23 protein-coding genes and 6 tRNA genes are annotated in these 25,690 nt (G+C 57.8%); 19 read left to right on the plus strand and 10 right to left on the minus strand.

Annotated features, from left to right (window positions below; genetic code table 11):
• Positions 1-2 precede the first annotated feature (2 nt).
• From BMX80_RS11745 to BMX80_RS11760, 4 genes are all read left to right on the plus strand, one after another.
• Positions 3-965: a sensor domain-containing diguanylate cyclase gene (locus BMX80_RS11745; protein ID WP_074868716.1), complete on the plus strand. Its 963-nt coding sequence runs from the start codon at positions 3-5 to the stop codon at positions 963-965.
• A 90-nt stretch (positions 966-1,055) separates the two neighbouring features.
• Entirely contained in the window at positions 1,056-1,637 is a 582-nt protein-coding gene (nfuA, locus tag BMX80_RS11750; RefSeq protein WP_074868719.1) for a Fe-S biogenesis protein NfuA, read from the plus strand.
• Between the two features lie 126 nt (positions 1,638-1,763).
• A tRNA-Val gene (locus BMX80_RS11755) sits at positions 1,764-1,839 on the plus strand.
• Between the two features lie 13 nt (positions 1,840-1,852).
• Positions 1,853-1,929, plus strand: a tRNA-Asp gene (locus tag BMX80_RS11760).
• 284 nt (positions 1,930-2,213) lie between these two features.
• Here BMX80_RS11760 and BMX80_RS11765 read toward each other — a convergent pair.
• Both BMX80_RS11765 and BMX80_RS11770 read right to left on the minus strand, forming a co-directional pair.
• The gene (locus tag BMX80_RS11765) at positions 2,214-2,873 is read right to left on the minus strand and encodes a glutathione S-transferase family protein (RefSeq protein WP_074868721.1); all 660 of its coding nucleotides are present in this window, start codon (positions 2,871-2,873) and stop codon (positions 2,214-2,216) included.
• A 146-nt stretch (positions 2,874-3,019) separates the two neighbouring features.
• Positions 3,020-3,778: a hypothetical protein gene (locus tag BMX80_RS11770; protein ID WP_074868723.1), complete on the minus strand. Its 759-nt coding sequence runs from the start codon at positions 3,776-3,778 to the stop codon at positions 3,020-3,022.
• A 199-nt stretch (positions 3,779-3,977) separates the two neighbouring features.
• Here BMX80_RS11770 and BMX80_RS11775 point away from each other — a divergent pair.
• The 4 genes from BMX80_RS11775 (at position 3,978) to BMX80_RS11790 (ending at position 4,349) form a co-directional block, all read left to right on the plus strand.
• A tRNA-Glu gene (locus BMX80_RS11775) sits at positions 3,978-4,053 on the plus strand.
• Between the two features lies 1 nt (position 4,054).
• Positions 4,055-4,130 (plus strand) — tRNA-Gly (locus BMX80_RS11780).
• 65 nt (positions 4,131-4,195) lie between these two features.
• Positions 4,196-4,271: transfer RNA gene (locus BMX80_RS11785), tRNA-Glu, on the plus strand.
• Between the two features lie 2 nt (positions 4,272-4,273).
• Positions 4,274-4,349 (plus strand) — tRNA-Gly (locus BMX80_RS11790).
• 100 nt (positions 4,350-4,449) lie between these two features.
• Here BMX80_RS11790 and BMX80_RS11795 read toward each other — a convergent pair.
• Entirely contained in the window at positions 4,450-4,863 is a 414-nt protein-coding gene (locus BMX80_RS11795) for a PA2817 family protein (protein WP_074868728.1), read from the minus strand.
• Between the two features lie 274 nt (positions 4,864-5,137).
• On the opposite strand from BMX80_RS11795, the gene BMX80_RS11800 reads away from it, so the two are divergent.
• The 5 genes from BMX80_RS11800 (at position 5,138) to queF (ending at position 10,131) form a co-directional block, all read left to right on the plus strand.
• Complete coding sequence (locus BMX80_RS11800; RefSeq protein WP_074868731.1) at positions 5,138-6,679, plus strand: alanine/glycine:cation symporter family protein; 1,542 nt, start codon at positions 5,138-5,140, stop codon at positions 6,677-6,679.
• A 158-nt stretch (positions 6,680-6,837) separates the two neighbouring features.
• Positions 6,838-7,512, plus strand: coding sequence for a transglutaminase-like domain-containing protein (locus BMX80_RS11805; RefSeq protein ID WP_074868733.1), 675 nt, complete (start codon positions 6,838-6,840; stop codon positions 7,510-7,512).
• A gap of 72 nt (positions 7,513-7,584) precedes the next feature.
• Positions 7,585-8,517: an ABC transporter ATP-binding protein gene (locus BMX80_RS11810; protein WP_074868735.1), complete on the plus strand. Its 933-nt coding sequence runs from the start codon at positions 7,585-7,587 to the stop codon at positions 8,515-8,517.
• On the plus strand, positions 8,514-9,293 hold the full coding sequence (locus tag BMX80_RS11815) for an ABC transporter permease (protein ID WP_071871277.1): 780 nt from the start codon (positions 8,514-8,516) through the stop codon (positions 9,291-9,293). The genes BMX80_RS11810 and BMX80_RS11815 overlap by 4 nt, the downstream gene beginning before the upstream one ends.
• A 10-nt stretch (positions 9,294-9,303) precedes the next feature.
• Positions 9,304-10,131: an NADPH-dependent 7-cyano-7-deazaguanine reductase QueF gene (gene queF / locus BMX80_RS11820; RefSeq protein WP_074868738.1), complete on the plus strand. Its 828-nt coding sequence runs from the start codon at positions 9,304-9,306 to the stop codon at positions 10,129-10,131.
• A 53-nt stretch (positions 10,132-10,184) separates the two neighbouring features.
• Here the strand turns inward: queF and BMX80_RS11825 are convergent, their stop codons facing one another.
• On the minus strand, positions 10,185-10,451 hold the full coding sequence (locus BMX80_RS11825; RefSeq protein WP_074868741.1) for a DUF4404 family protein: 267 nt from the start codon (positions 10,449-10,451) through the stop codon (positions 10,185-10,187).
• Between the two features lie 66 nt (positions 10,452-10,517).
• Positions 10,518-11,165 carry an HAD family phosphatase gene (locus BMX80_RS11830; RefSeq protein WP_235821641.1) on the minus strand — a complete coding sequence of 216 codons (648 nt, stop codon included), beginning with the start codon at positions 11,163-11,165 and terminating at the stop codon, positions 10,518-10,520.
• Between the two features lie 141 nt (positions 11,166-11,306).
• Between BMX80_RS11830 and BMX80_RS11835 the strand changes: the two genes are divergently transcribed.
• Complete coding sequence (locus BMX80_RS11835) at positions 11,307-12,674, plus strand: choice-of-anchor I domain-containing protein (protein ID WP_074868749.1); 1,368 nt, start codon at positions 11,307-11,309, stop codon at positions 12,672-12,674.
• Between the two features lie 48 nt (positions 12,675-12,722).
• On the opposite strand, the gene BMX80_RS11840 is transcribed toward BMX80_RS11835, so the two are convergent.
• Together BMX80_RS11840 and BMX80_RS11845 are read right to left on the minus strand one after the other, a co-directional pair.
• Positions 12,723-13,319 carry an NADPH-dependent FMN reductase gene (locus BMX80_RS11840; RefSeq protein WP_074868752.1) on the minus strand — a complete coding sequence of 199 codons (597 nt, stop codon included), beginning with the start codon at positions 13,317-13,319 and terminating at the stop codon, positions 12,723-12,725.
• 99 nt (positions 13,320-13,418) lie between these two features.
• The gene (locus tag BMX80_RS11845; protein ID WP_074868756.1) at positions 13,419-15,563 is read right to left on the minus strand and encodes a methyl-accepting chemotaxis protein; all 2,145 of its coding nucleotides are present in this window, start codon (positions 15,561-15,563) and stop codon (positions 13,419-13,421) included.
• 302 nt (positions 15,564-15,865) lie between these two features.
• Here BMX80_RS11845 and BMX80_RS11850 point away from each other — a divergent pair, with 302 nt between their 5' ends.
• Complete coding sequence (locus BMX80_RS11850) at positions 15,866-16,246, plus strand: rhodanese-like domain-containing protein (protein ID WP_074868759.1); 381 nt, start codon at positions 15,866-15,868, stop codon at positions 16,244-16,246.
• A 7-nt stretch (positions 16,247-16,253) separates the two neighbouring features.
• Here the strand turns inward: BMX80_RS11850 and BMX80_RS11855 are convergent, their stop codons facing one another.
• Both BMX80_RS11855 and acnB read right to left on the minus strand, forming a co-directional pair.
• Positions 16,254-16,760: a DUF4442 domain-containing protein gene (locus tag BMX80_RS11855; RefSeq protein ID WP_074868762.1), complete on the minus strand. Its 507-nt coding sequence runs from the start codon at positions 16,758-16,760 to the stop codon at positions 16,254-16,256.
• A 145-nt stretch (positions 16,761-16,905) separates the two neighbouring features.
• Positions 16,906-19,515 (minus strand): bifunctional aconitate hydratase 2/2-methylisocitrate dehydratase, encoded by a 2,610-nt coding sequence (gene acnB, locus BMX80_RS11860; RefSeq protein WP_074868765.1) that lies wholly within the window; start codon positions 19,513-19,515, stop codon positions 16,906-16,908.
• Positions 19,516-19,948: 433 nt separating this feature from the next.
• Between acnB and BMX80_RS11865 the strand changes: the two genes are divergently transcribed.
• The 4 genes from BMX80_RS11865 (at position 19,949) to BMX80_RS11880 (ending at position 23,985) form a co-directional block, all read left to right on the plus strand.
• Positions 19,949-20,419, plus strand: a complete 471-nt coding sequence (locus BMX80_RS11865; RefSeq protein WP_071871287.1) for a DUF1289 domain-containing protein — start codon at positions 19,949-19,951, stop codon at positions 20,417-20,419.
• 150 nt (positions 20,420-20,569) lie between these two features.
• Entirely contained in the window at positions 20,570-21,352 is a 783-nt protein-coding gene (locus BMX80_RS11870; protein ID WP_074868767.1) for a PP2C family protein-serine/threonine phosphatase, read from the plus strand.
• Positions 21,291-23,096 (plus strand): serine/threonine-protein kinase, encoded by a 1,806-nt coding sequence (locus BMX80_RS11875; RefSeq protein WP_083394320.1) that lies wholly within the window; start codon positions 21,291-21,293, stop codon positions 23,094-23,096. The genes BMX80_RS11870 and BMX80_RS11875 overlap by 62 nt, the downstream gene beginning before the upstream one ends.
• Positions 23,097-23,157: 61 nt before the next feature.
• A complete protein-coding gene (locus BMX80_RS11880; protein ID WP_074868960.1) occupies positions 23,158-23,985 on the plus strand; it encodes an FHA domain-containing protein in 828 nt (275 codons plus the stop codon).
• A gap of 63 nt (positions 23,986-24,048) precedes the next feature.
• On the opposite strand, the gene BMX80_RS11885 is transcribed toward BMX80_RS11880, so the two are convergent.
• Positions 24,049-25,662, minus strand: a complete 1,614-nt coding sequence (locus tag BMX80_RS11885; protein WP_074868773.1) for a M28 family metallopeptidase — start codon at positions 25,660-25,662, stop codon at positions 24,049-24,051.
• Between the last annotated feature and the right edge of the window lie 28 nt (positions 25,663-25,690).

A 25,690-nucleotide genomic window follows, 5' to 3' on the forward strand; every position in this document is an offset into this window, starting at 1 on the left:
GCATGACCGTTACCGATGAACTGAAGTCGTTTCACTGGTTGCTGGAAATCATCCACAGCGTCGATGTGGGCGTGATGGTGCTTGATCGTGAGTATCAGGTCGAAGTGTGGAACGGCTTTATGGAGAACCACTCCGGCTTAGCGCCTGATCAGACGCAAGGGCAGTCGGTGTTTGCCTTGTTCCCAGAAATCGAAGAAGCCTGGTTTCGCCGCAAGGTAGAAAGCGTGGCCTTGTTGGGCACCCCGGCGTTTAGCATTTGGGAACAACGGCCGTTTTTGATGAACTTTAAAAGCTATCAGCCCATCACCGGCATGGCTGATTTCATGTACCAGAACATCACCTTGTTGCCGCTGAAATCCACCACTGGCGTGGTTGAGCACATTGGTGTGGTGATTTACGATGTGACCGATGTGGCGGTGAACAAAAGCCAGCTGCAAGACGCCAACATGAAGCTGGAGCGCTTGTCGCGTACCGACCGTCTTACCCAGCTGTTCAATCGTGGCTATTGGGAAGAGTGCCTTCACGCCGAATACCACCGCTTTAACCGCTACCACCAGCCGGTGTCGTTGCTGATTTTTGATATCGACCACTTCAAGAAGATCAACGACACCTACGGTCACCCAGCCGGCGATGAAGTGATTCGGCAGGTGGCGGAAGCCATGCGCAGCTTAGTGCGCAACACCGATATTCCCGGGCGCTATGGTGGTGAGGAGTTTGTCTGTCTGCTGCCCGACACGCCCGGTGATGGGGCGATGATTCTCGCGGAGCGCATTCGCACCCACATCGAGCGTTTGTTGGTGATGCATGAAGGGCGCGAGATTCGCTTTACCGTGAGCTTAGGCGTTGCCGAGCTGGTTGACGGTATCGCCTCGGCGGGTACATGGCTAGAGCAGGCCGATCAAATGCTCTATCAATCCAAGCACGGTGGACGCAACCAAAGCAGCTTGTTGCCTAAGAGCGAATAAGCGGCTGTGAAATAGTTGAGTAAAATACTTGGGCTTTCGTCGCAAGGCCTGATCCCTTACACTGCGCGCATAGCCTTGTGAGGAGTTGTCATGAGCAATATCACCATCACCGAAGCCGCCCAAGCCTACCTAGCTGATCTGCTCAGTAAGCAGAATGTCGAAGGCATCGGTATTCGCGTTTTTATCACCCAGCCCGGCACTCAATACGCAGAAACCTGTATTGCGTATTGCAAGCCCGGCGAACAAAAGGCCGAAGACACGGCGTTTGCCTTAAAAGATTTCACCGCGTGGATCGATGCGGTCAGTGAGCCGTTTCTAGATGATGCCGTGGTGGACTACGCCACCGACCGCATGGGTGGTCAGCTGACCATCAAAGCGCCAAACGCTAAGGTGCCGCAGGTGGGTGAAGACAGCCCGCTGAACGAGCGCATCAACTACTACCTGCAAACCGAAGTAAACCCGGGTTTGGCTAGCCATGGTGGGCAGGTTTCGTTGGTGGATATCGACGAGGGCATTGCTGTATTGCAGTTTGGTGGCGGTTGCCAAGGCTGCGGCATGGTCGACGTCACCCTGAAAGACGGCGTTGAGAAAACCTTGATGGAACGCATCCCGGAGCTGAAAGGCGTGCGCGATGTGACTGACCATAGCAATAAAGAAAACGCGTTTTACTAAGTGCTCTTCTGCCAACAACGCTCCGTCTCGTCGGGGCGTTGTTGTTTTTCTAGGAAAATGAAAAAAGTTCAAAGAAATGATTGACTTGCGCGAGGTGGATGCGTAAATTGCGCGCTCTCGACACAGGGGTGGTTAGCTCAGCTGGGAGAGCAGCTGCCTTACAAGCAGCGGGTCGGCGGTTCGATCCCGTCACCACCCACCAAGTCGAGAAATGCGCAGCGGTAGTTCAGTCGGTTAGAATACCGGCCTGTCACGCCGGGGGTCGCGGGTTCGAGTCCCGTCCGCTGCGCCACTCTTAAAGCCCTTGCACTTCGGTGCAGGGGCTTTTTAATTTCCCATGACCCTTGTCATGTGTTTGTCACTGTTCTAGGTTTATCCTGTGCTCGCAAATGAAGAGAAGAAGCATAGGAAACAAGAAGATGGACGATTATTTGGAAGAGCTGCTCGAAGGTCATGCTGATGACTGGGACGACAGCGAAGGCGTGGAAGACGCCACTGAGATGTAACCCAGCTTAACGAGCTGGATGATAAAAAAAGCCGCGACTGGATCGCGGCTTTTGCATTTCTGGCGTTTGCTTAGCGTGTGCCGCGCATTTTTTCGAGAATTTTCGTTTCGCCTTGCAGAATGCTCTGCACAAAGGGCAGGGCTTTGATGCGCTCAGCGAGGGCGTGCAGCTTAGGCCAGCGGCTTTGTTCAATTTGCTCGCCGCCGTGGCCCATGTTGATGATTTGGCAGGTGAAGGCGATATCCGCCATGCTCAGTGCGTTGCCGACAAAGTAGGCCTGCTCGCCTAGGGTGCTCTCAAGGTAGTCAAAGTGCTTAGGCAGTAGGTTGTCGAGCGTGTCGCGGATGGCTTCTTCGTTCGGCTTGCCGCCGGTCATGGGTTTTAACACGCGGTTGCGAAACACCACGAAAGTGGTCAGTGGTGCCAGCTCGTAGTCGGCATATTTCTCTAACCAGCGAATCTTGGCGCTGTCGGCGGCGTTGTTGCCGTACAGGGTGCCGCCTGGGTAGTGCTCCTCAAGGTATTGGCAGATCACGCTGGAGTCGGCCAGAGCGAGGTCGCCGTCTTTCAGGGCGGGGATGCGGCCCAGTGGGCTCAAATCGTAATACCACTCAGGCTGGCCAAAGGGCATGACGACTTCCAGCTGGTAGTCCATCTCACGCTGGCCTAAGTACAGGCGCACTTTGCGCACGAAGGGCGAGAGTGGGGCGCCAAATACGGTCAAGCTCATAACGACTCCAAGGCAATGGGCGGAGCTTGGGTTATAGCACGACTGTGCGGAAATTAAGCTGGCAGATGCGCCAAGTTGGCTTGTGGCTTGGCGCGTTTGTTAGGCGGGCAGGTAAGCGCGGGATGGCGGCGCTGAGTGGTGGGGGATTAGAAGGTCTTCTTCTTCCACTCTTCCTCTTGGCTTTGTTCCTGAACGGCATCGCCAAGCGCGCTGGTGTCTTCGGCGCTGGCTTTGTCTTGATCAAGCACCATGTCGTTGGCCTTGGCTAAGCGCGCTTCAAATTCAGCAAGAGCCGGTTGATGTTGGTCGATATCGGGTTGTTTCTTTAGAAACGTCACGCCGCGCTCAAAGGCGAGGCGCGCTTGGCGGGGTTGGTCTTTCTTTAAGAACATTTCGCCTTGGGTAGAAAACAGTTGGATATGCAGCTTGACCAGCATGTTGCGCACTTCTTTTGCCCAGGCTTTGGCGTCTTTTTGCGCTAGCAGGCCTTCATGGGTGGCGCGCTGTAATTGGTGCATGAGCACCTCAAGCAGTTGCTTAATCTTTTTCGCCTTGGCTTCGTTGTCGACCCGTACTTTGGCGTTGGTGATGGCGATTTCGTCGGGCTTTTCGAGGATTTTTTTCAGTTCGGCGACGCGGCTGTTCTGACTGCCTTTGTCTATGTCGTTAAGTTTTTCGGCAAAGTGCAGTTCAAGTCGGGTGAGCAGGACTTTCAGTTCCTTGCTCATAAATTGCCCGGGGAAGTGCTCGGAGAGTTCTGTTAAGCGGCGGATGCGCTCGCTGCATTCGGCTTTTAAACGCATCTTTTGCAGCTTGGCTTGCTCCATGGAGTGATTAATAAAGGCAATCACGCCCAGCACAATCACGCCGGCAAGTATCAGCAGAACAATAATCAGTGGGGACACTGGCAACTCCGAATCGATAACAATGTCTTAAGGCAGTGTAGTGGTTTGTCGGCAAGAGGCCCAGCGAGTTGAGAAAAACACGCCAAGGCATTGATTTGCAAAAAAAACTGCAAAAGGGGGTTGACGCTATTGGAGGTGCTCCATAGAATGCGCGCCACTTCCGCTGCACAGCGAGAAGCCTGGAAAGCTCCAGGGCCACGTCCCCTTCGTCTAGTGGCCTAGGACACCGCCCTTTCACGGCGGTAACAGGGGTTCGAGTCCCCTAGGGGACGCCATGCGGGAATAGCTCAGTTGGTAGAGCACGACCTTGCCAAGGTCGGGGTCGCGAGTTCGAGTCTCGTTTCCCGCTCCAAATTTTCTCAGGTTTTTTGAAAATCTGAATTGTCCTAGTGGCGTCTGCTGGTTTATCCAGTTTGCGTCCCCTTCGTCTAGTGGCCTAGGACACCGCCCTTTCACGGCGGTAACAGGGGTTCGAGTCCCCTAGGGGACGCCATTGCGGGAATAGCTCAGTTGGTAGAGCACGACCTTGCCAAGGTCGGGGTCGCGAGTTCGAGTCTCGTTTCCCGCTCCAAATATGAAAAACGCCACCTTCGGGTGGCGTTTTTTTATGTCTTGATTTCCTCTCTTGGCCTAGCGCCGTGGGCTTAGCGCTAGGCCAATCAATGTCGGCCTTAGTGACGCTGGCCGTCGTCTTGGCTTAATTGCAGCTGGCGGGCTTTGCCCCAATCAAAGGTTTCACCGGCTTGTTCGGCGGCATGGCGCTGCTCGTCGAGTGCTTGGAAGGCTTCGATCTCTTCATCGGGCATAAAGTGCAGGCAGTCACCACCAAAGAACCACAGTAAGTCCCGTGGGATGAGATGCGCGACTTGCGGGTAGCGGTTGAATACCTTGCACAGCACGTCTTGGCCGCTGAACCAGTCATCAAATTGGCCTTGCTCTAAGGCACTGCACAGGCCGTTGAGCTCTTCCAGCAGTTCGCTATGGCTCTCGGCTGACCAATGATCGAGGTCGGTCAGGGCGCTCAGCAGGGTGTGCAACTGTTTAAGCAGGCCGAGGTGAAATTGGGTGTGGGCGTCGAGGGTCATGAGTACTCGTTGGCTAGTCGACAAAGGTCGCAGTATAGAGACTTGCGCGGCTAAGCCCCAAGCCAGAGAGGTGGCTTTTCTGCTGTATGGTTATTGCGCTGGTGACTTTTCTCGTTAGGTGTCGCAAAACTGTTTCTTTTTGTTGAAAGTGCGTCCGAATTTAGAAATTAATCCTGTGTTAATGCCGCTACCATCCGGGCTCCCGAAACTCCAACAATGCGCTCTTTGCCACAAGCGAGGCGCAACAACCACAACAAGCAAGGGGATCCCTTCCATGCAAGACCTGGTCAATACCTTAAATGGCCTGGTCTGGAGTCCAGCACTGATTTACCTGTGTTTGGGCGCCGGCCTGTTCTACTCCATCGTTACCCGTTTCGTGCAGGTTCGTCATTTTGGCGAAATGTGCCGTCTGCTGTTCTCCGGCAAAAAGTCGGAAAAGGGTATTTCGTCTTTCCAAGCCTTGGCGGTATCGCTGTCGGGCCGCGTAGGTACCGGTAACATTGCCGGTGTGGCTGCGGCTATCGGTTTTGGTGGCCCGGGTGCGGTGTTCTGGATGTGGATGGTGGCCTTCTTGGGCGCCGCTACTGCCTATGCCGAGTCCACCTTGGCGCAGATCTACAAAGAAGAAGACGAAGGCCAATATCGCGGCGGCCCGGCTTACTACATCGAGAAAGCCATGGGGCAGAAGTGGTACGCCTGGATCTTCGCCATCGCGACTGTGCTGGCGTGTGGTTTGTTGCTGCCGGGCGTGCAGTCCAACAGTATCGGTAATGCGGTGGAAACCGCGTTCGGCGCCGGCACTATGATCGAAACCGGTTTCGGTTTGATCAGCTCTGCCAAGCTTTTGACCGGCACCGTACTGGTAGTGATTCTGGGCTTCATCATCTTCGGCGGCGTGAAGCGTATTTCGCGTTTTGCTGAGATCGTGGTGCCGTTCATGGCGCTGGGCTACATCATCGTGGCCTGTGTGATCGTGGCGATGAACATCGAGCAAGTGCCGGGCATTATTGCGCTGATCGTTGGCGATGCCTTCTCGCCGATGGCGGGTGTCGGTGCGGCGATTGGTTGGGGCGTTAAGCGTGGCGTTTACTCCAACGAAGCCGGTCAGGGTACTGGCCCGCACGCGGCCGCGGCTGCCGAGGTTGATCACCCGGCTCAGCAGGGCTTAGTGCAGTCGTTCTCGATTTACATCGATACCCTGTTCGTCTGCTCCGCAACCGCTTTCATGATTTTGATCACCGGCATGTACAACGTGCATGGTGCGGGTGAAGGCGTGTTCCTGATCCAAAACATGGGTGCGGATGTGGCGGCTAACAGCCCGGCATTCACCCAGGCAGCGATCGAAAGCATGATGCCGGGCGTAGGTAAGCCGTTTGTGGCCTTGGCGCTGTTCTTCTTCTCGTTCACCACCATTTTGGCGTACTACTACATTGCCGAAACCAACGTGGCGTATATCCGTCGCACCATCAAGGTGCCGGGTGCCATGTTCGTCCTCAAGGTCGGCATCATGGCGGCCACCCTGTACGGTGCTGTGAAAACTGCTGACCTGGCTTGGGGCTTAGGTGACTTGGGTGTGGGCTTGATGGCGTGGTTGAACATCATCGGTATTCTGATCATCTTCTTTGCGGTGCGCCCGGCCATGGCCTCGCTGAAAGACTATGAAGATCAGCAGAAGGCGGGTGTTAGTGAGTACGTCTTCGATCCCGAGAAGCTGGGCATCAAGAATGCTGACTACTGGGTGAAGCGCTTGAAGCGTCGCCAAGCGACTGCGCAGAACGAGATGGATGTACCCGGTGCTGTGCCGAGCGCCGACTAACGCTGTCGTTGTTTGTAAGTGCTAAATAGCCGCCCTACGGGGCGGTTATTTTTTGTGCTGAAAATGCCGACTGCTGGCATAAATAGCGCCTTGCTTGTCGAGTCTGTCGTTTGTGCTGTGTGCCGCATGGTTGAAGACTGAATGGCGGAGGACTGACCATGCACGCATTCTTAAACCCCAGCACGTATATCGACAGCGATCACCCGGCGGTGATGGCCTTTGCTGAGCAGCATCGCGGTAGCGATGCCTCGCCAGTGGCGCAGGCGGTGGCGCTGTATTACGCGGTGCGCGATGAGATTCGCTACAACCCGTATGTGTTTAGTTTTGACGATGCCACGTTTAAGGCTAGCCATGCGGTAGTGCAGGGTGAGAGTTACTGCGTGCCGAAGGCCGCGCTGCTGGCGGCCTGTGCGCGGCACTGCGGGATTCCCGCACGGATTGGCTTGGCCGATGTGCGTAACCACTTGTCCACGCCGCGTTTAATTGAAGCGCTCGGTAGCGATGTGTTTGCCATGCACGGCTTCACCGAGCTGTACCTGAATGAGCGCTGGGTGAAGGCCACGCCCACCTTTAACCAAGCCTTGTGCCGCTTGATGAAAGTGGCCCCGCTGGATTTTAACGGCCACGACGACAGCGTGTTCCATGCCTTTAATGGCGCAGGCCACAAGCACATGGAGTACTTACGCCAGCACGGCAGCTTTGCCGATGTGCCGGTGGCGATGGCTAAGGCGTATCTGCTGGATTTCTACCCCAAGTTTCAGAGCATTGCCGCTCAAGGCTCGCTGGGTGATTGCCTGCAAGGCGATATGCATGCCGAGGCGGCAGCCTTATAAAACAGCGCCTTGTAAACCTGCCGGTTTGCCCCCATAACAGAGGGCTTACGAATAAGCACTCTAGGCAGTTTTATGACCACGGCACTGCGCATTAGCGGGCTGCAAAAAACCTACGCGAACGGTTTTACCGCGCTGAAGGGCATCGATCTTGCGGTGCAAGAAGGCGATTTCTTTGCCTTGCTGGGCCCCAATGGCGCCGGCAAGTCGACCACCATCGGCATTCTTTCCTCGCTGGTGACCAAGAGCGCCGGCAAAGTTGAGGTGTTCGGTCACGACCTCGATGCCGATCTAATCGGCGTGAAGCGCTGCTTGGGCGTGGTGCCGCAAGAGTTCAACTTTAACCAGTTTGAAAAAGCCTTCGATATTCTCGTCACCCAAGCCGGCTACTACGGCATTCCCGCCAAAGAAGCCGCGCAGCGTGCGGAAAAATACCTGAAGCAACTGGGCCTCTGGGATAAGCGCGACGTACCAACGCGGATGCTTTCCGGCGGCATGAAACGCCGCCTGATGATTGCCCGCGCGCTGATCCACGAGCCGCGCCTGTTGATTCTCGATGAGCCGACTGCCGGCGTGGATATCGAACTGCGCCGTTCGATGTGGACATTTTTGACCGAGCTAAACCAGCAAGGCGTGACGATTATTCTCACCACCCACTATCTGGAAGAAGCTGAGCAGCTGTGCCGCAATATCGCGATTATCGATCACGGCCAGATTGCCGAGCACACCAGCATGCGCGAGTTGCTGAAGAAGCTGCATGTGGAAACCTTCGTGCTGGATATCGCCCAAGAGTTGACTAGCTTGCCCACGCTCAATGGCTATCAGGCCAGCTTGTTGGATGCGCACAGCGTGGAAGTGCAAGTCGAGAAAGAGCAGGGCATGACCGCTTTGTTTACTCAGCTGGCCGAACAGGGCATTGAAGTGCTGAGCCTGCGCAATAAAACCAACCGCCTTGAAGAGCTGTTTGTCTCGCTGGTGGAAAAAAACCTCCAGGAGAACCGCGCATGAGCCTAGAACTTCGCGCCGCTGCGGTGGCCCTGCAAACCATTGTGGTGAAAGAAGTGCGCCGCTTTATGCGCATTTGGCCGCAAACCTTGCTGCCCCCGGCGATCACCATGGCGCTGTATTTCGTCATCTTCGGCAACCTGATCGGCAGCCGCATTGGCGAGATGGGCGGCTTCGACTACATGCAGTACATAGTGCCGGGGCTGATCATGATGTCGGTGATCACCAACTCGTACAGCAACGTGGTATCGAGCTTCTTTAGCACTAAGTTTCAGCGCTCGATTGAAGAGCTGATGGTGGCGCCGGTATCGGCCCACGTGATCTTGGTCGGCTTTGTGGTGGGCGGCGTGCTACGCGGTTTGGCGGTGGGCTTTATCGTTACCTTGCTGTCGTTGTTCTTCACTAAGCTCAGCGTGCATCACTTAGGCCTAACTGCCTTGGTGGTGCTGCTCACCGCTACCGTGTTTGCCTTGGGCGGCTTTATCAATGCCGTGTATGCGCGCAGTTTTGACGATATTTCGATTATCCCCACCTTTGTCCTTACGCCGCTGACTTACTTGGGCGGGGTGTTTTATTCCATCGACCTGCTGCCAGAGTTTTGGCAAAACGTGTCGTTGATAAACCCGATTCTGCATATGGTTAACGCCTTCCGCTTTGGCATCCTCGGGGTGTCGGATATTTCCATCGGCATCGCCTTGGGCATGATGCTGCTGGCGGTGGTGTTGCTGTATGGCTTTGCATGGCGTTTGCTGGTGACTGGCACCGGCATGCGTCAGTAACGAGATTGCTATGACTAACGATGTTTTGCATTCCCCGCTGGGCAAATCCAGCGAATACCGCGACACCTACAGCCCTGAGTTGCTGTATCCGATTCCCCGCGCACCGAAGTGGGCCGAGCTGGGCTTAAGCGCCGACGCCCTGCCGTTTGCCGGTGTCGATGTCTGGACCTGTTACGAGCTGTCGTGGCTGGCGCCCGGCGGCAAGCCGGTGGTGGCGATTGCTGAGTTCAGCATTCCCGCTGCCTCGCCGAATATCATCGAGTCGAAGTCATTCAAGCTGTACCTCAACTCGCTGAATCAAACCCGCTATGCCTCGCCAAACGAGGTGCAAGACGTTCTGCAGCGCGACTTATCCGCCGCTGCCGGTGCGCAGGTTTCGGTGGTTGTTTACCGTCTCGATCAGGCGCCTGCCATACAGTCGCTTAAGGGCGTGTGCTTGGATGAGCTGGACGTGGCGATTGATAGCTATCAGCTCGACGCGCGCCTGCTCAAGCTCGCTGCACCGAGTCAGAGCGTGGTGGAGCGCTTATATAGCCATCTGCTCAAATCTAACTGCCCGGTAACGGGCCAGCCGGACTGGGGCACGGTGGTGATTGATTACCGTGGCCCGCAGTTGGATCACGCCAGTGTGTTGGCTTACTTAGTGTCGTTCCGTCAGCACGCGGATTTTCACGAGCAGTGTGTGGAGCGCATCTTCTGCGACTTGCGCGCTTTGCTCGGTGATGGCGCCGAGCTGACGGTGTATGCGCGTTATGTGCGCCGTGGCGGTTTGGATATCAACCCCTATCGCTCGACCTCGCAAGCGGCCCCGCAGTGGGGACGTTTGCCGCGCCAGTAACACGCTGCGCCAAGCCGCCGCTGGTTTTGGGCGTGGCTTGGCGCTGGTGGTGTTTAGATACCCATGTTGGCCAGTGCTTGCAGCACATTGCGCAAGGTGCTGGTCAGCGCCGGAAATTCGGCTTCGAAACGCTCCACGGCCAAGTTCACCCCGTCGACTAGGTTGTCGTCGGGCATGTGAGGCTCGTCGGTATCGGCAAAGCGCTCGATATCTTTGGCCAGTTCGAGCAGCGCGTGACGGTCGTCATCGCTGAGTCGATCTGGTTCGGCCAGCTGCTGACGCAGGGTTTCGAGTTGTTGCTGCAAAGTTTTGCGCGGCATAGTGAGCCCCCGATTGCTTGTTCACTTTCAGGGTAATGCATAAGTGCTTGCTGTGCCTGACCTGTATCAAGGCCGCTCGCCGCGCGCTAAACGGTGGGCAATATCATCTAAGCAATCGGGCAGCTCACTGACGCTGTCGATCACCGAATGCACGCCCAGTTTGAACAACCCCAAGGTTGCTTGAGCGCGCAAGGCGTCTTGCTGTGGCGCGGGCAGGGCATGCCACTCTGATTCGCTAAGGCCAATATGCTGGCTGCTCACGGCTAGGCCTATGCACCATAAGCCAGCGTTCATGCCGGCTTGCAGGGTGGCCGGGTCGCTGGATACCAGCACACTACCGTGCAGTGCAGGGGCTTCTAAGTGGCTGAGCGCGTGCCAGAGGCGATCAGGTGCGGGCCAAGGGCGCAGGTGTTGGGCATTCCATTGCAAGGCGTCCACGTTGCTGGCGCTGATCTCGCTTAATGGGCGCTGCAACACGGCGCAGGCCGGTGCCGGTAAGTCATCCACCCACAGGTAACGCAGCTGGCGTTGGTGCAGGTGTTGCAAACACTGCCGCGCTCCGGCGGCCAAGCGTTTGGCATGCTGCTCGGCCTCGTGAATTAAGCCCGGCAAATCGGCATGCCGCTGCCAGTGCGTGCGGCAGTGACTGCCAAAGTCGACCAAGCTACCGCATAGGCTAAAGAGCACTGAGTGCAGGGCATAGGGTGTCTGCATGGCCATCTCGCTCAAGCATTTTTACCCACCTTAGTGGGTGAGTGTGACGCTTAGATGAAGCACAGGTTGCTGTCATGGCTTTGTTACATTGCCTACGCAGACTCCGCCCAGCTCAACTGAACTGGCTAGGGAGTAAATGGCATGTGGGGTAAATCCATCGTTGGCTGCGGCTTAGTGGTTATGGCATTACCGCTGTCGGCGGCGCAGCTAACACTGCAACAGGTGTGGAACTCGGGTTTTGCCAAAGGCACAGAAATTGTCAGCGTGCAGGCGGCCACCCAGCGGGTTGCGGTATCTAATAGCGAAGAAGGCTTAGTGGATGTCTTGCAGCTCAGCCCGCAAGGCCTGCAACCCATCGCGCGTTTTGCTGACGTGCTGAGCGATGGCGAAGAGATGACCGCCGTGGCGTTTCATCCACTGCATGATTACTTGGCGCTGGCGGTACGCAGCGGCGATGCACTCAAGCCGGGGCGCGTATTGGTGCTCGATGGTAAAGCCGGCCAGCCTTTGGCCAGTCTGCCGATAGGCGTTTGGCCGGATAGCTTGGCGTTTAGCCCCGACGGCCAGCATTTGCTGGTCGCCAACGAGGGCGAGGGCTATGTGCCCGTGGGCGCCGGCTATGTCACTGCGCGTGGCTCGCTCAGCTTGTTGCGCACGGTGGGCGAGCCTGCGGCCTGGCAGCATCAGGAGATTGCGTTGCCGGCGCTGCATGGCCACCCAGGCATGGTCGAGCCGCTGCACGGCCGTAAGCTGGAGCGCGAAATCAACGGCCAAGAGCTCACGCTGCCTTTCGATAACAGCCCAGAGCATCTGGAGCCTGAATACGTCACCTTCAGCCCCGATAGCCGCTTTGCCTACGTCAGCCTGCAGGAAAACAACGCCGTGCTGAAGGTGGATGTGGCGCAAGCCAGCATCGCGCAAATTTGGGGCTTGGGCATGACGCAGCACCCGGCCGATGTGAAAGAGGATGGCCAATACCGCCCCGACTATGCCCTGACGGCGTTGCGCGAACCCGATGGGATTAGCGTTACCCCCGACGGCGCCTACCTGCTGACGGCCGATGAAGGCGACACCGAGCCCAAAGTGAAAAAACTTAAAGCCGGGCAACCGGCTGCCGGTGGCCGCACCTTGAGTATTTTTGCTGCCAGTAATGGCCAGCTGATTGCCGATACGGCCAGTCAGTTGGATGACATGGCCGCCGCAGCCGGTGTTTACCCCGATGCGCGCAGCCCGGCTAAAGGTGCTGAGCCTGAAAATGTGTTGAGCTTTATCGCTGGCGACACGCTGTGGGCCGTGGTGGCGCTAGAGCGTGCCGATGCCTTGGCGTTGGTCGATTTAAGCGACATTAAGGCGCCGAAAGTGGTGCAAGTGCTTGGTTTAGGCGAGGGTGCCGGTAGCGGCAACTTGGCCCCCGAGGGCTTGGCGTACTTGCCGTTGGATGGCCGGCATTATGTGCTCGCAGGCCTGGAAAAAAGCGGCCAAGTGGCGCTGGTAGAGCTCAAGCTGTAACGCGCTAGCAGGCCAAGCCGCAGGGTTAATGCCCTGCGGCTTGGTGATTTACATGCCGTTGGTAAAGCGCTTGTCGTGCATGTCTACCGCTGCGCGGACGGACTCCAACGCATCGCTGTACAGGCCCAGCACGCCTAAGGTGTAGTCGATGCGCTCGCGAATGCGCTGATCGTCGTCACTGCTGGCTTCGGGCAGGTTGAGTACCTGTTCCACCTGACGAATGATCAAATGCTCAGGCAGATAGCACAGGCGGCAGTTTTTGTAGCTGCTGGCACGCAGCTCGCTGATCGGGTAGCTGCCACCCACGCCGGAAGAAACCCCGACCAACAAGCCCGGCTTATGGGCTAATTGCGCTTTGCTGGCGTAGATAAAGAAGTTTTTGATCGCCGGGCAGGCCATGCCATTCCATTCTGGGCTAATCACCACCACCGCATCGGCATCGCCCAGTTGCTCGGCATACAGTGCCCACGGGCCTTGGTCTTCGGCGGGCCACAGGGGCAAGGGCGCGAGGCCTAAGTCGATCACACTGCTGTCTTGCTCGGTGGTTAAGCCCAAGATGCAGGCGCGTTGACGCAAAAAGCGCGCGACCTTGCTGGATTGACTGTTGGCACGGCTGGAGCCGGCGATAAAGGCAATATTGGCCATGAGATTCCTTCATGCTCGGGGAAAAGCGCAGGCTAGCCCTGTGCTGCCGTGGGGGCAAGGCAGTACGGGGCCAGTTTGAGGGGCTTTTGCGGCCACCGCTTAGGTGCGGAACTGCTCCATCAGTTGCTGCTGGTGGTTGGCCAAGTCATTCAGTGCCTGACTGATGCGCGCCGATTCGTCGGCTTGCCCAGACAGCGATTCGGTGACATCGCGAATGCTCGATACGTTGCGCGTCACCTCTTCGGCCACGGCGCTTTGTTCTTCTGCCGCGCTGGCAATCTGTAGGTTCATGTCGTTGATGACGCCGACGGCCTGACGGATTTTTTCCAGCGCCTCGACGGCTTTTTCGACCTGACTGACACTGCCTTGCGCGTGTTGATGGCTGGACTGCATGGCGCCCACTACTTCGACGGTGCCTTTTTGCAGGTCTTCGATCACTTGGCGAATTTCTTCTACCGAGTCTTGCGTGCGCTTGGCCAAGTTGCGCACTTCGTCAGCCACCACGGCAAAGCCACGGCCTTGCTCGCCGGCGCGGGCGGCCTCGATGGCGGCGTTTAACGCCAGCAGGTTGGTTTGCTCGGCAATCGCACGGATCACCTCCAGCACCGAGCCAATTTGCTCGCTGTTGGCAGCCAGTTTTTCAACTCGCGCCATGGCGGTGCTCATGTCGCCGGCTAAGGTGTCGATGCTCTGGGTGGTGCTGTTGATCACCCGCATGCCTTGCTCGCTGGCGCCGTCGGCATTGCGCGCCGCCTCGGCGGCTTGTGCAGCGCTGGCCGCTACCTCTTGGGCAGTGTGGGCCATTTCTTGGCTGGCGGTGGCGACTTGGTCAATTTCACGGAACTGCTGCTGCATGCCATCGCTGGTTTGCCCGGCGATATTGGCGGCGCTGTCGGCGGTGCTGCGCGCATCGACCACTGACTGCTTAACGTCGGCAATCACGGGCTGCAGTTTGTCCAAGAAACGGTTAAACCAGCCCGACAGCTCGCCCAGTTCGTCGGCATTGTTGTAACGCAGGCGTTGGGTGAGGTCGCCATCGCCGGTGGCGATTTCTTTCAGGCGGGCCGAAACCTGCTTAAGCGGCACCACGACGTTGCGTGCGTTGAGCCATGCCAGCAATAAGCCGAGCAAGGTCATCAGCATGCCGCCGCCAATCGCCAAGGTTGTCGAGGTGGCGTTTTGGCTGTCCATTTGTTCGGCCAGCTCGATAGCAGGGGCGAGTAAGGATTTCTCCGGCACTTGCAGCAGCAAGCCCCAAGGCTTGGCATTGGGGATAGGCACAATGGGGCTGTAAAAACTTAAGAAGTCATTATCAGCAAAGGCGCTGGGCGTGGTGCCGCCTATATAGCTGGCGAGTTTTTGATGCAGCTCTGGCAAGGCACTGGCTAACGGTTTGCCGAGCATGTCAGGGTGATTACTGCTGCCTGCAATCAGTCCGCTGGGGCTGAAAATGCTGATTTCACCGTTGCCATCAAACAGGGTTGCGCCGCCTTGGGTGGCGGTGGCTTGGAAGTTTTTCAGTGAAATATCTAAGCCGACCACGCCGACAATGCGCTCGCCGGCATGCAGCGGGAAGGCGATGCTGGTCATCAGCGTGTCTTTGCCGTCGACTTGATCGACATACGGCTCGAGCACGCAGGTTTGTTTAGTGTTGATCGGGCAGGTGTACCACGCGTTATAGGGAGCGCCGCTGGGGCCGGGGGTGGTGTCGGCGAGGTTTTCTTCGCTCATCACTTCCAGCGCCGGTTGGCGGTTGTCGTCCCAGCTCCAATACACCGAAAAACGCCCTTTGCCGTTACTGCCGAGGGCTTCTTGGTTGGCGAACATGTAGTCCTTGTTGTCGAGGCCGTCGGGCTCGAAGGCGACATAGACGCCAATCAGTTCGGGGAAATCTTCCAACGCGCCGCGAATCTGCGCAGTCATATCTTCACGCAGGCCGGAAGCCGCGAGCATGCGTTTTTGCTGTTGCGAGCGGAGAAACTCAACCTGGGCGGCCAAGCCACGGCCATAGTTGTAGGCGTCACGAAAATCGCTTTGCAGGGCCAGTGCCCACTCATTGCCGCGGGCTTCGATGCGTTTCTTGGCCCAGTCATCCAGTAGCGCTTGTGACGAGGCTTTAATCCCATCGCGCATTTCGTCGGCGCGGTAGATGGATAAACCGACGAGCACCATGACCACCGTCAGCAGGCTAATGGCGCTCAGTAATAAGATGCGTGACTGAATGGATAACCGGTTCAACAGCATGGCGGTGTCCTTGAACAAGCGTATTAATAGTCTGCCTCTGTTATCGACCATAGCTTATGGAGCTTGAGCCGGCATAGCGCCTGCTTGCAAAAGCCTGCGGTTTGCGCGTGCAGGCCGTAAATCTAGGGGGGAGAGGTGAACTGTTCAGGCGTCTCTTGCTGGTTGCTGCGCGGGTGTTGTTGCCGCTTATAGGGCTTTGTCGAGCAGAGGAGATAGGCGAGGTTCTGAGTGCATTGCACCTGTGGCTTGCATCCTTCAGTCACAGCGTTAGGCTGAGTAAAACGTGGCTTGTGGAGGCTCTGATGCGTTTGCTGCGATCCTGTGGGTTTGCTGTGTTGCTGCTGTTAAGTGCTGGGCTGAGTGCGGCGCAGTGGGTGACGCAGCAGCAACTGCTCGCCGAGCCACCGGCTTTGCTGCTGGATGTGCGCAGCGCCAATGAATATGCCGCCGGGCATATCAGTGGCGCGCACAATATCAGTCACGATCAGTTAGGTATGCGCTTGGCCGAGCTCACGGCCTACCGCGATCAGCCGGTGGTGGTGTATTGCCACAGCGGCACTCGCACTCGCTATGCCATCGAGTTGCTGGAGGCCAAAGGCTTTAGCCACGTGCGGCACTTGCGTGGCGATTATTTGGAATGGCGCGGCGCCGGCAGGCCCGTGGTGATGGGCGACGCGCCATAAGGCGTGGTTAAGCGCTCTTGCGCTGTTTGCTGACCCAAGCCCAAAGCATTTCACAGGCGATGGGCTCGATGCCGGCTTCGTCGGTGACGACCACCTTAACCAGAACCTCGCCTTTATCTTGCGTGTGAATCGCGTGGATTTGCTCAGGCGTCAGCGAAGCCACGGCTTTTAGGCCGCCGGTGGTGCGCTTTAGGTAATCCACTTTTAACGACTTCATCAGCGGCAGCTTGTCGTCCGGCACATTCATGCCGACTAAGAAGCCGGTGGCCGACTCGGCCAGCAGGGCCATGGCAGCGGCGTGCACGCCCTGAATATGGTTTTGCACTTTCTTGCGGTTGGCGATGCTCAGCTCAGAGCGCTCGTGCGTCAGCTGATGCACGCGTACCTTGGCAGTGCCAGCAAACTTAACGCTCTTGCCGAACACCAGTGACAGCAGCCCAGTACGCCAGCCGGCGGGGGCTTTGTCGATTAGGTTAACGACACGGGTGAGGCGGTTGGCTTTGGTTTTACTCATACGGCTCTCCAATTCAGGTGCCGGCGAGTCTGGCATAGCGGTTAGGGTAGCACCAAGGGCTGTGCGGCAGTGCTGGCGGGCATTTGTGCCAATCAGAAACAACAAGCCCCGCACGAGGCGGGGCTTGTTGAGCTAAACGCTGCGATTAGGCCTGAACGACCGGAATCTTCGCGTTAGCAGCGGCTTCCTTGAACTCAGCGATCTGGTCGAAGGACAGGTAGCGATACACGTCGGCAGCCATGCTGTCGATGTTCTTCGCGTATTCCATGTACTCCGCCACAGTCGGCAGCTTGCCTACGATAGAGGCAACTGCCGCCAGTTCCGCCGATGCCAGGAACACGTTAGTCGCGTCACCCAGACGGTTCGGGAAGTTACGGGTCGAGGTCGACACCACAGTCGAGCCAGTCTTCACACGTGCTTGGTTACCCATGCACAGCGAGCAGCCCGGCATTTCCATGCGCGCACCGGCCTTGCCGTAGATGCCGTAGTAGCCTTCTTCAACCAGCTGGTGTTGGTCCATCTTGGTCGGCGGAGCCAGCCACAGGGTGGTCGGAATGCCGCCCTTGACTTTCTCCAGCAGCTTACCGGCAGCGCGGAAGTGACCGATGTTGGTCATGCACGAACCGATGAACACTTCGTCGATCTTCTGACCTTCAACGCTGGACAGCAGACGCGCGTCGTCCGGATCGTTCGGGGCGCAGAGGATAGGCTCTTTGACGTCGGCTAGATCGATTTCGATCACGGCAGCGTATTCGGCGTCTTTGTCGGCTTCCAGCAGTTCTGGGTTGGCCAGCCATGCTTCCATAGCCTGAGCACGACGCTCCAGAGTACGCGGGTCACCGTAGCCTTCGCTGATCATCCAACGCAGCAGGGTGATGTTGGACTTCAGGTACTCAGCAATCGCGTCTTCCGGCAGCTTGATGGTGCAGCCAGCCGCGGAACGCTCAGCAGAGGCGTCAGACAGTTCGAACGCTTGCTCAACGGTCAGTTCGTTCAGACCTTCGATTTCCAGCACGCGGCCAGAGAAGATGTTCTTCTTGCCTTTCTTCTCTACGGTCAGCAGGCCTGCCTGAATCGCGTAGTAAGGAATGGCATGCACGAGGTCACGCAGGGTGATGCCCGGCTGCATTTTGCCTTTGAAGCGCACCAGTACCGATTCCGGCATGTCCAGCGGCATAACGCCAGTGGCGGCAGCGAACGCCACCAGACCAGAACCGGCCGGGAAGGAGATGCCCAGCGGGAAGCGGGTGTGCGAGTCACCACCAGTACCAACGGTGTCCGGCAGCAGCATACGGTTCAGCCAGCTGTGGATGATGCCGTCGCCCGGACGCAGGGAAACGCCACCACGGGTCATGATGAAGTCAGGCAGGGTGTGGTGTGTGGTCACGTCGATCGGCTTCGGATAGGCCGCGGTGTGACAGAAAGACTGCATGGTCAGGTCGGCAGAGAAGCCCAAGCAAGCCAAGTCTTTCAGCTCGTCACGGGTCATCGGGCCTGTGGTGTCCTGCGAACCCACGGTGGTCATCTTCGGCTCACAGTAGGTGCCCGGACGCACGCCTTGGCCTTCCGGCAAGCCGCACGCACGACCAACCATCTTCTGCGCCAGGGTGAAGCCCTTGCCGCTGTCAGCCGGAGCAACCGGCTTCTTGAACACGTCAGACGGTGCCAGACCCAGCTCAGCGCGCGCCTTTTCAGTCAGGCCACGGCCGATGATCAGCGGGATACGGCCGCCAGCGCGAACTTCGTCGAGCAGTACGTCAGTCTTCAGTTCGAAGGTGCTGATCACTTCGTCGGTGCCGTGTTTGCACACTTTGCCGGCGTAGGGGTACACGTCGATCACGTCGCCCATGTTCAGGTTGGCAACATCCATTTCCAGCGGCAGAGCGCCGGCGTCTTCCATGGTGTTGTAGAAGATCGGGGCGATCTTGTTGCCGAAGCAGAAGCCGCCAGCGCGCTTGTTCGGCACGTAAGGAATGTCGTCACCGAAGAACCACAGCACCGAGTTGGTGGCGGACTTACGCGAAGAACCAGTACCGACAACGTCACCCACGTAGGCAACCGGGAAGCCTTTGGCTTTCACCGCTTCGATTTGCTTCAGCGGGCCAACCGAGCCCGGCTGCTCCGGCTCAATACCGTCGCGGGCCATTTTCAGCATGGCTTGCGCGTGCAGCGGGATGTCCGGACGCGACCAAGCATCCGGCGCCGGCGACAGGTCGTCGGTGTTGGTTTCGCCCGGTACTTTGAACACGGTCAGGGAGATTTTTTCTTCCAGCGCAGGGCGCGCCTTGAACCACTCAGCGTCAGCCCAAGACTGCAGCACGGCTTTGGCGTTAGCGTTGCCGGCTTTGGCTTTTTCTGCCACGTCGTGGAAGGCATCAAACATCAGCAGGGTGTGCTTCAGTTGCTCAGCAGCAACAGTGCCCAGCTCGGCGTTGTCCAGCAGTTCAACCAGTGTGGCGATGTTGTAGCCGCCCTGCATGGTGCCCAGCAGCTCAACGGCGCGTTGCTTGCTGATCAGCGGGGAAGTGGCTTCGCCTTTGGCTACGGCGGACAGGAAACCAGCCTTAACGTAGGCAGCTTCGTCAACGCCCGGCGGAATGCGGTTGGTGATCAGATCAAGCAGAAACTCTTCCTCGCCCGCCGGCGGGTTCTTCAGCAGTTCTACCAGCGCGGCAGTCTGCTCAGCGGTCAAAGGCTGAGGTACAACGCCAAGGGCGGCGCGTTCTTCTACGTGTTTGCGATAGGCTTCAAGCACAGTTATACCCTCATCAGTGATCCCACAGGCTGTGGGACTTATATCCAGCATCCCGTTACCTGACTGCGCTCGCCGCTTTGTGAGCGACCCCGCCAATCAGTGCTACGGCTTAAGCGAAGCTGCTTTCAAAGTTTTACGCCGCCTTGATAAAACGTGTGGGGTGCGCAGGGAGGGAACGCTGCGCGAGGCCCCAGGCGGATCGGAAGCTCGTGACGCTTTGAAAACAGCTTCGATTCTTGGGCTTTGGCAAAGATAGAAAACCGTCATGTTGGCCATGCTAGAGCATGTCTTGTGGTGACGACTTTCATCAAAAGCGCACCGATTCTAATGGAATGCGCCATCAAAGTTAAGCAGAGCGACAGACGTCCGGCGGGTGAATGGCACTCGACAAAGGGCTAAGATGCGCCGTTGTTTGCGTTAAGAGTTAGGGTTTATGCAGGGCGAGCGGGTTAAAACACCGTGTGTAGGGCTGTGCTCTACCGTGTATGGCGATGTGGTCTGCCGTGGCTGTAAGCGTTTTCACCATGAAGTGGTGGACTGGAATGGCTACGACGAAGAGGCCAAACGCGCGGTGTGGCGGCGTTTAGAGTCTTTATTGGTGCAGGTGATCAGCTCGCGCGTCGAGGTGTTTGACTTGCCGCGTTTAAAGAATGAGCTGAGTGCGCGCAGCATGCTGCCAAAAGACAGTCACAACGCTTATTTTTTGGCCTATCGGCTGATTCAGCGTGGCGCCGGGCAAATCAGCGATTTAACCGCCTACGGCGTGGCCGTCACCCGCGAGTTTCAGGACGTCAGCCTGACCACCCTGCGCGATGCTATCGAGCAAGAGTATTTTTTGCTCTCGCAGGCGCATTACCAGCGCTATATCGAGCCGGGCCTACTGCTCAATAGCGAGGCCAAGTGAACTGAACGGCTCAGCCACTTTGCCAAGCTAAGCGCTGAATAACCTCGACGTTTTAACACTTCGACGGTTTGTTACGCCTAAGCCGTGGTGTGCTTACAGCGCGCAAGGCATGATGGCGGTTTGTTGCCCAGTTGCGATTTAAGGCCTGCCATGTCTCTTGCCACCCAAGCGGCGTATCTGGATTTTTGCGCGCACAGTGTTGTTGGTGCGGTGCGTGAACATAACGAAGACGCGGTGCTCGCAGACCCAGCGCTGGGGCTGTGGGCCGTGGCCGATGGCATGGGCGGCTACCAGAAAGGTGAGTTGGCCAGCGCCTTGGTGATCGAAGCCTTGCAGAGCCAGTTGACTGCCGGGGCCACGTTAGAAGCGGCCATCCAGCATGCCAATGACTATGTGCGCGCCGAGGCTGAAGGCCATGCCGATCGCATCGGTATGGGCTCTACGGTGGTCGCGGCCCGCTTTGACGGTTTTCACTTCGAATTGGCTTGGGTAGGCGATAGCCGAGCCTATCGTGTAGGCGCTGGGTATATCGAACAGCTCAGCCATGATCACAGCTGGGTGCAAGCGATGATCGATGCCGGCCAACTGTCGGTCGATGAAGCGCGTGAGCACCCACGGCGCAATATCGTGACCCAGTGTTTAGGGCGTGAGCCCGGGCCTCTGCAGGTAGGCCTGCTAGACGGCGAGCTGCGCAGTGGCGAGCTGCTCTTATTATGTAGCGACGGCCTGACCGGCGAGTTGGACGATGCGCAGATTGCTCTGTTGGCACACGGCGAAGGCACGCTGCAAAGCCGCTTGCTGGCCTTGATTAGCGCGGCAGAAGCCGCCGGTGGCCACGACAATATTTCTTGCGTGCTGCTCGCGCGGCCTTATGATGCGCCGCCGCTGGCAGAAGCGCGGCCTTGGTACAAACGAATTTGGCGACGTGGTTGAGGGTGTGTTGGCGATGAGCGAAACGCTGATCGAAATTCCCGGTTATCAGGTGCATGGCCGCTTAGGTAAAGGCGGTATGGCCGAGGTGTATTTGGCCACCCAGTTGTCGCTCAAACGTAAAGTGGCGATCAAGGTGCTGCTCAAAACCGACGAGGACTTCAGCGCCCGCTTTGTGCGTGAAGGGCACATGTTGGCCTCGCTGAATCACCCGTCGATCATCACCATTTATGACATCGGCCAGCTGGACGATGGACGCCATTACATTGCCATGGAGTTTGTCGCCGGTGGCGATCTGACCCAGTTTAAAGGCCAGCCGTTAGATCCTAAGCGTGCGCTGGAGATTCTCCGTCAGCTGGCCAGTGGCCTGCGGGTGGTGCATGAGCGCGGCTTGGTACATCGCGATTTAAAGCCGGCGAATATCCTCTTTCGCGCCGATGGCAGTGCGGTGATCAGCGACTTTGGTATCGCCAAAGAGCTGGCAGTGGATAGCGAGCTGACTCAGTTCGGCATTGCTGTCGGTAGCCCCTCGTATATCAGCCCAGAGCAAGCACGTGGCGAGCAAATCGACGCGCGTTGCGACCTGTATAGCTTGGGCGTGATGTGGCTAGAAATGCTCACCGGCGTTAATCCGTTTCGTGGCGATAACTACACGCAGACGGTGCTCAAACATGTGCAGTTGCCCATTCCGCAATTGCCGGCGGGTTTGCAGCACTACCAGCCGCTAGTCAACAGCCTGCTGGCCAAAGACCCGGCGCAGCGCCTAGACAGCTGTGCCAGCTTGTTGCAGCAGCTGGATGCCCTAGAAAGCGACGACGAAGATCTAGACGAAACCCAATTACGTCCCGCTCTGGCGCTGCCTACGAAGACAACGCCAGCAGCGCCGGCAGTGGCCGGTAAACGCGCCGGGGCACAGGGTTTGAGCGTACTGAGCTGGACGCTTTTGAGCTTGGGTGTAGGTTTAGTGATTGCTGGTGCTTGGCTGTTTTGGCTGCGCCAAGAACGTATCAGCGATTACTTGCAGCTTGCCGAGCAGCAAATGGCGCTGGGCCAGTTGATGACGCCAGCGGGCGATAACGCGCAAGCCAGCTTTAACCAGGTGCTGCGCTTAGACGGTGATAACGAACAAGCGCTCAATGGCCTTGAGCGAGTCAAGGCGGCGCGCATTGCCGAGCTGCTGTTGCTGGCCGAAGAGCGCTTGCAACAAGGCCAGCTGCGCAGCCCGGCTGAAGATAACGCCGAATACTATTTCGAGCAGGTGCTCTTGCTGCAACCTGAGCAAGCCGAGGCAAGTCAGGGTTTAGTGCGTGTGCAGCAGGCGCATTGGGCGTGGCTGGTTGCGCAAGGCCATGCACGCTTACAGTCCGGCCAGTTGCTCGAGCCTGAGCAAGACAGTGCTGTGTACTACTTTAATCAGGTGTTGGCGCAAGACCCGGATAACGGCCCAGCGCGCACGGGGCTTGAGCAAGTGGGTAAACGCTTTGCGCAACTGGCGCGCGCGGCTTACCGTCAGCCGAATTTCCCGCAGGCGCTGGCGTATATCCAGCAGGGCCTCAGCGTAGCGCCGCAAGATGCCGAGCTGCTGCGTTTAAAGCGCGAGCACGAGTCGCTGTTAAGCTCGGCACGGGCGGCGCGCCAACAGCGGCAGGCTGAGCCCGCTAGGCCCAGCGCCGGCAGCGCAGCAGAGCAGCCCAGCCAGCCAGAAGCTAATCCGTTAAAACGCCTGTGGAATCGGGTGTTTAACTGACGTTGTGCTGCCAACGTAAGCGCAGCGTTTTTGTGTTTTGCACCCAGAGGTGATGCACACCATGTTGAAACTGCATTTTCGTGATCAATCGCAAGCCGACCGTTGGCTCACCGAAGACAGCTTGCTGCTCGGTAGTGGCGCTACGGCCACTTTGCAGCTGCAAGGTCAGGGCATTAGCGCTGAGCATGCACGCCTTGAGCACGAAGGAGGCCACTACTACTTAAGCGATTGCGGCAGCGAAAAAGGCACTTACGTTAACGGTGAGCGTATCGGCAGTCGTTACCAGTTGCGTGCTGGTGATGTGCTGCGCTTGGGGCTGACAGAGCTGGAGCTGAGCGACCCCAATCAGCGCCCGGCGCGTAGCCATCAGCCGGCTTTGTGGAGCCTGCAAGTGATGCAAGGCGAGGGGCAGGGCAAGAAGTTCCCGCTCAAGGGCTCGTTGACCTTGGGCCGCTCGGTGAAGTGCGATGCCTGCTTCGAAGACCCGCAGCTGTCGCGCCGGCATGCCGAATTTTTCTTCCGCGATGGCGTGCTGGAGGTGAAAGACTTAGGTTCTGCCAATGGCATTTTGGTTAACCAGAAGAAAGTCGCTGCTGCCAGCCTGCAACCCGGTGATTTGGTGCAGATGGGCGGTGTCTTGCTGCTGGTGATTGGCCCCAAAGTCAGCGGCGTGCAAGCGCACGAGGAAGAAGACGCTACCTTGTTCATGAAGGCGTTGGACTTGCCCAAGCCGGTACCTCAGTCGGTGCAGTCGGGGCGTATCGAAGTGCCACAAACGGCGCCGAAAGCGGCATTGGCTGCCGCGCCGGCTAGCTCGAAGGCACCGCTGTTACTGGGCCTGTCGGTGTTGGTGTTGGCTGTCGCCGCTGGGGTTGTGCTGCTGGCATAACGCTGCCCGCTGGTCTGTTCTATACAACAAGGCCCGCATGATGCGGGCCTTGTTGTTAACGGCTTATTTAATCCAGTGTTTGCCCCAATGGGTGATGTCATACGCAGCGGAGCGCGCTTTCATCAGCGGAGCTGGGGTTGGTGGAGTGGCTTTCTCGTCGTCGATCAGCTTGGTCGATAAGGCAAACCAGCTGGTGACAAACGCGATAGCGTCGCCGTTGACCTCCAAAGCGCGTCTATCCAAGTTATTGATGTTGTCGCAGGCTTGGTGATAGCAAGGGTCGAAGGCTTCGCCGGCCGTGCCGCCGTAACGGCTGGCTTGTTCTTCACTCTTGATGTCTTCGGCGCCGGTAAACAGGCCGCCAAAGGCAATGCCGTCCAAGAAGAACTGCGCATAGTCGGAGCGGAAGCTGATTTCATCACCCTGCGATGGCAGGCCGCGCAGGCGATAGTACTTCTCGAACAAGGCTTCGACCGCTTTTGAGCCGGGCGGGCCTTCAAGGCCGAACTCCGAGCCATCGCCGTCATAGATGAAGTAGGCAAAGTTCGGTGAGGCGATCATGTCAAAGTTCAGATAGACCTTGATCTTCGCCTTCTCTTCGGCAGGCAAGTTGGTGACGTAGTGGGTGGAACCCACCAAGCCCGACTCCTCCGCGCCCCACCAAGCAAAGCGCAGCTTGTTCACTGGCCGCGCTTTGCGCATCTGCAAGGCTAGCTCCAATAAGGCGGCGCTACCGCTGCCGTTGTCATTAACCCCGGCGCCTTCAAACACTGAATCCAAGTGCGCCCCGAGCATCACCACATTCTCGGGGTTGCCGCGCTTGCTTTCGGCAATCAGGTTGAAGGTTTCGGTTTGCTCGCGCACCACATCCACCGCTAGGGCGACTTGCGTGCCGGCGGCCTGATTCAGCTCTTCGCCCACCGCATAGGTGGCAAAAACTGCTGGAATACCGCCGGCGTAGGCGTCACCTAGCGTGGCGTTGAGCAGGCCTTTACGGTCTTCGCTGTTGCCTTGGTTGAAGATGATGACCGCGCTGGCACCAGCGGCGGCCGCGTTTTCGACTTTTTGCGCAAAGGTACAGGCGCCACGTTGCACTAACGCCACGGCACCGGCTGGGAAGCCGGTAAAGTCCTCGGTTTCGCAACCGCTGGTGGAGCTGTTGCCGTCACCCAATTGCAGGTCAACCGCGTGAATGCTCGCGGTCAGGTTGCCCGGCTCGGTTTGCGACAGGTAGGTGAAGTCGGTTTCCCAGGCATAGCTTTTCGGGCTGGGCAGGGTGATGGCCAATGCCCCGGGGCCTTGCGGGTAGAAGGCCGTGAAGGGGAAAGCCTGCAGCTGGGTACGGTAGCCAGCATTTTCTAAGGTGTTCTGGATGTAATCCAGTGATGCCTGATAGCCCGGTAAGCCGGCTGCGCGAGTGCCATTATTGGCTTGGGCAATGCTGTCGAGCATTTGTAGGTGATGCAGGGTGTTACTGGCCTGCATGCAGCGCGGCAGGGTGAGCGGGCTGTTGCTGAATAAGCCGCTACGGCATTCATGCGGATGCAGCCGTTCTGGGCTCCAGAAGTGGTCAAACAGCGAGCTGCTACTGGCGGGTGCGGCCAGCAGAGGGGCGCTCAGGCCAAAAAGACAGACAGCACCGAGTGTTGCGGTGGGTCGTAGGGTTTTTCTTAGCATGGCTCCAATCCTTATTTGGAGTGAGTTG

This window comes from Atopomonas hussainii (genome assembly GCF_900109735.1).
GTDB classification, from domain to species: Bacteria; Pseudomonadota; Gammaproteobacteria; order Pseudomonadales; family Pseudomonadaceae; genus Atopomonas; species Atopomonas hussainii.

What these genes read in the sequence shown, in the direction of transcription:
- BMX80_RS11745 (WP_074868716.1), top strand. Translation starts at nt 3, where the DNA reads ATGACCGTTACCGATGAACTGAAGTCGTTTCACTGGTTGCTGGAAATC.
- nfuA (WP_074868719.1), top strand. Translation starts at nt 1,056, where the DNA reads ATGAGCAATATCACCATCACCGAAGCCGCCCAAGCCTACCTAGCTGAT.
- BMX80_RS11765 (WP_074868721.1), bottom strand. Translation starts at nt 2,873, where the DNA reads ATGAGCTTGACCGTATTTGGCGCCCCACTCTCGCCCTTCGTGCGCAAA.
- BMX80_RS11795 (WP_074868728.1), bottom strand. Translation starts at nt 4,863, where the DNA reads ATGACCCTCGACGCCCACACCCAATTTCACCTCGGCCTGCTTAAACAG.
- BMX80_RS11800 (WP_074868731.1), top strand. Translation starts at nt 5,138, where the DNA reads ATGCAAGACCTGGTCAATACCTTAAATGGCCTGGTCTGGAGTCCAGCA.
- BMX80_RS11805 (WP_074868733.1), top strand. Translation starts at nt 6,838, where the DNA reads ATGCACGCATTCTTAAACCCCAGCACGTATATCGACAGCGATCACCCG.
- BMX80_RS11810 (WP_074868735.1), top strand. Translation starts at nt 7,585, where the DNA reads ATGACCACGGCACTGCGCATTAGCGGGCTGCAAAAAACCTACGCGAAC.
- BMX80_RS11815 (WP_071871277.1), top strand. Translation starts at nt 8,514, where the DNA reads ATGAGCCTAGAACTTCGCGCCGCTGCGGTGGCCCTGCAAACCATTGTG.
- queF (WP_074868738.1), top strand. Translation starts at nt 9,304, where the DNA reads ATGACTAACGATGTTTTGCATTCCCCGCTGGGCAAATCCAGCGAATAC.
- BMX80_RS11825 (WP_074868741.1), bottom strand. Translation starts at nt 10,451, where the DNA reads ATGCCGCGCAAAACTTTGCAGCAACAACTCGAAACCCTGCGTCAGCAG.
- BMX80_RS11830 (WP_235821641.1), bottom strand. Translation starts at nt 11,165, where the DNA reads ATGCAGACACCCTATGCCCTGCACTCAGTGCTCTTTAGCCTATGCGGT.
- BMX80_RS11835 (WP_074868749.1), top strand. Translation starts at nt 11,307, where the DNA reads ATGTGGGGTAAATCCATCGTTGGCTGCGGCTTAGTGGTTATGGCATTA.
- BMX80_RS11840 (WP_074868752.1), bottom strand. Translation starts at nt 13,319, where the DNA reads ATGGCCAATATTGCCTTTATCGCCGGCTCCAGCCGTGCCAACAGTCAA.
- BMX80_RS11845 (WP_074868756.1), bottom strand. Translation starts at nt 15,563, where the DNA reads ATGCTGTTGAACCGGTTATCCATTCAGTCACGCATCTTATTACTGAGC.
- BMX80_RS11850 (WP_074868759.1), top strand. Translation starts at nt 15,866, where the DNA reads ATGCGTTTGCTGCGATCCTGTGGGTTTGCTGTGTTGCTGCTGTTAAGT.
- BMX80_RS11855 (WP_074868762.1), bottom strand. Translation starts at nt 16,760, where the DNA reads ATGAGTAAAACCAAAGCCAACCGCCTCACCCGTGTCGTTAACCTAATC.
- BMX80_RS11865 (WP_071871287.1), top strand. Translation starts at nt 19,949, where the DNA reads ATGCAGGGCGAGCGGGTTAAAACACCGTGTGTAGGGCTGTGCTCTACC.
- BMX80_RS11870 (WP_074868767.1), top strand. Translation starts at nt 20,570, where the DNA reads ATGTCTCTTGCCACCCAAGCGGCGTATCTGGATTTTTGCGCGCACAGT.
- BMX80_RS11875 (WP_083394320.1), top strand. Translation starts at nt 21,291, where the DNA reads ATGATGCGCCGCCGCTGGCAGAAGCGCGGCCTTGGTACAAACGAATTT.
- BMX80_RS11880 (WP_074868960.1), top strand. Translation starts at nt 23,158, where the DNA reads ATGTTGAAACTGCATTTTCGTGATCAATCGCAAGCCGACCGTTGGCTC.
- BMX80_RS11885 (WP_074868773.1), bottom strand. Translation starts at nt 25,662, where the DNA reads ATGCTAAGAAAAACCCTACGACCCACCGCAACACTCGGTGCTGTCTGT.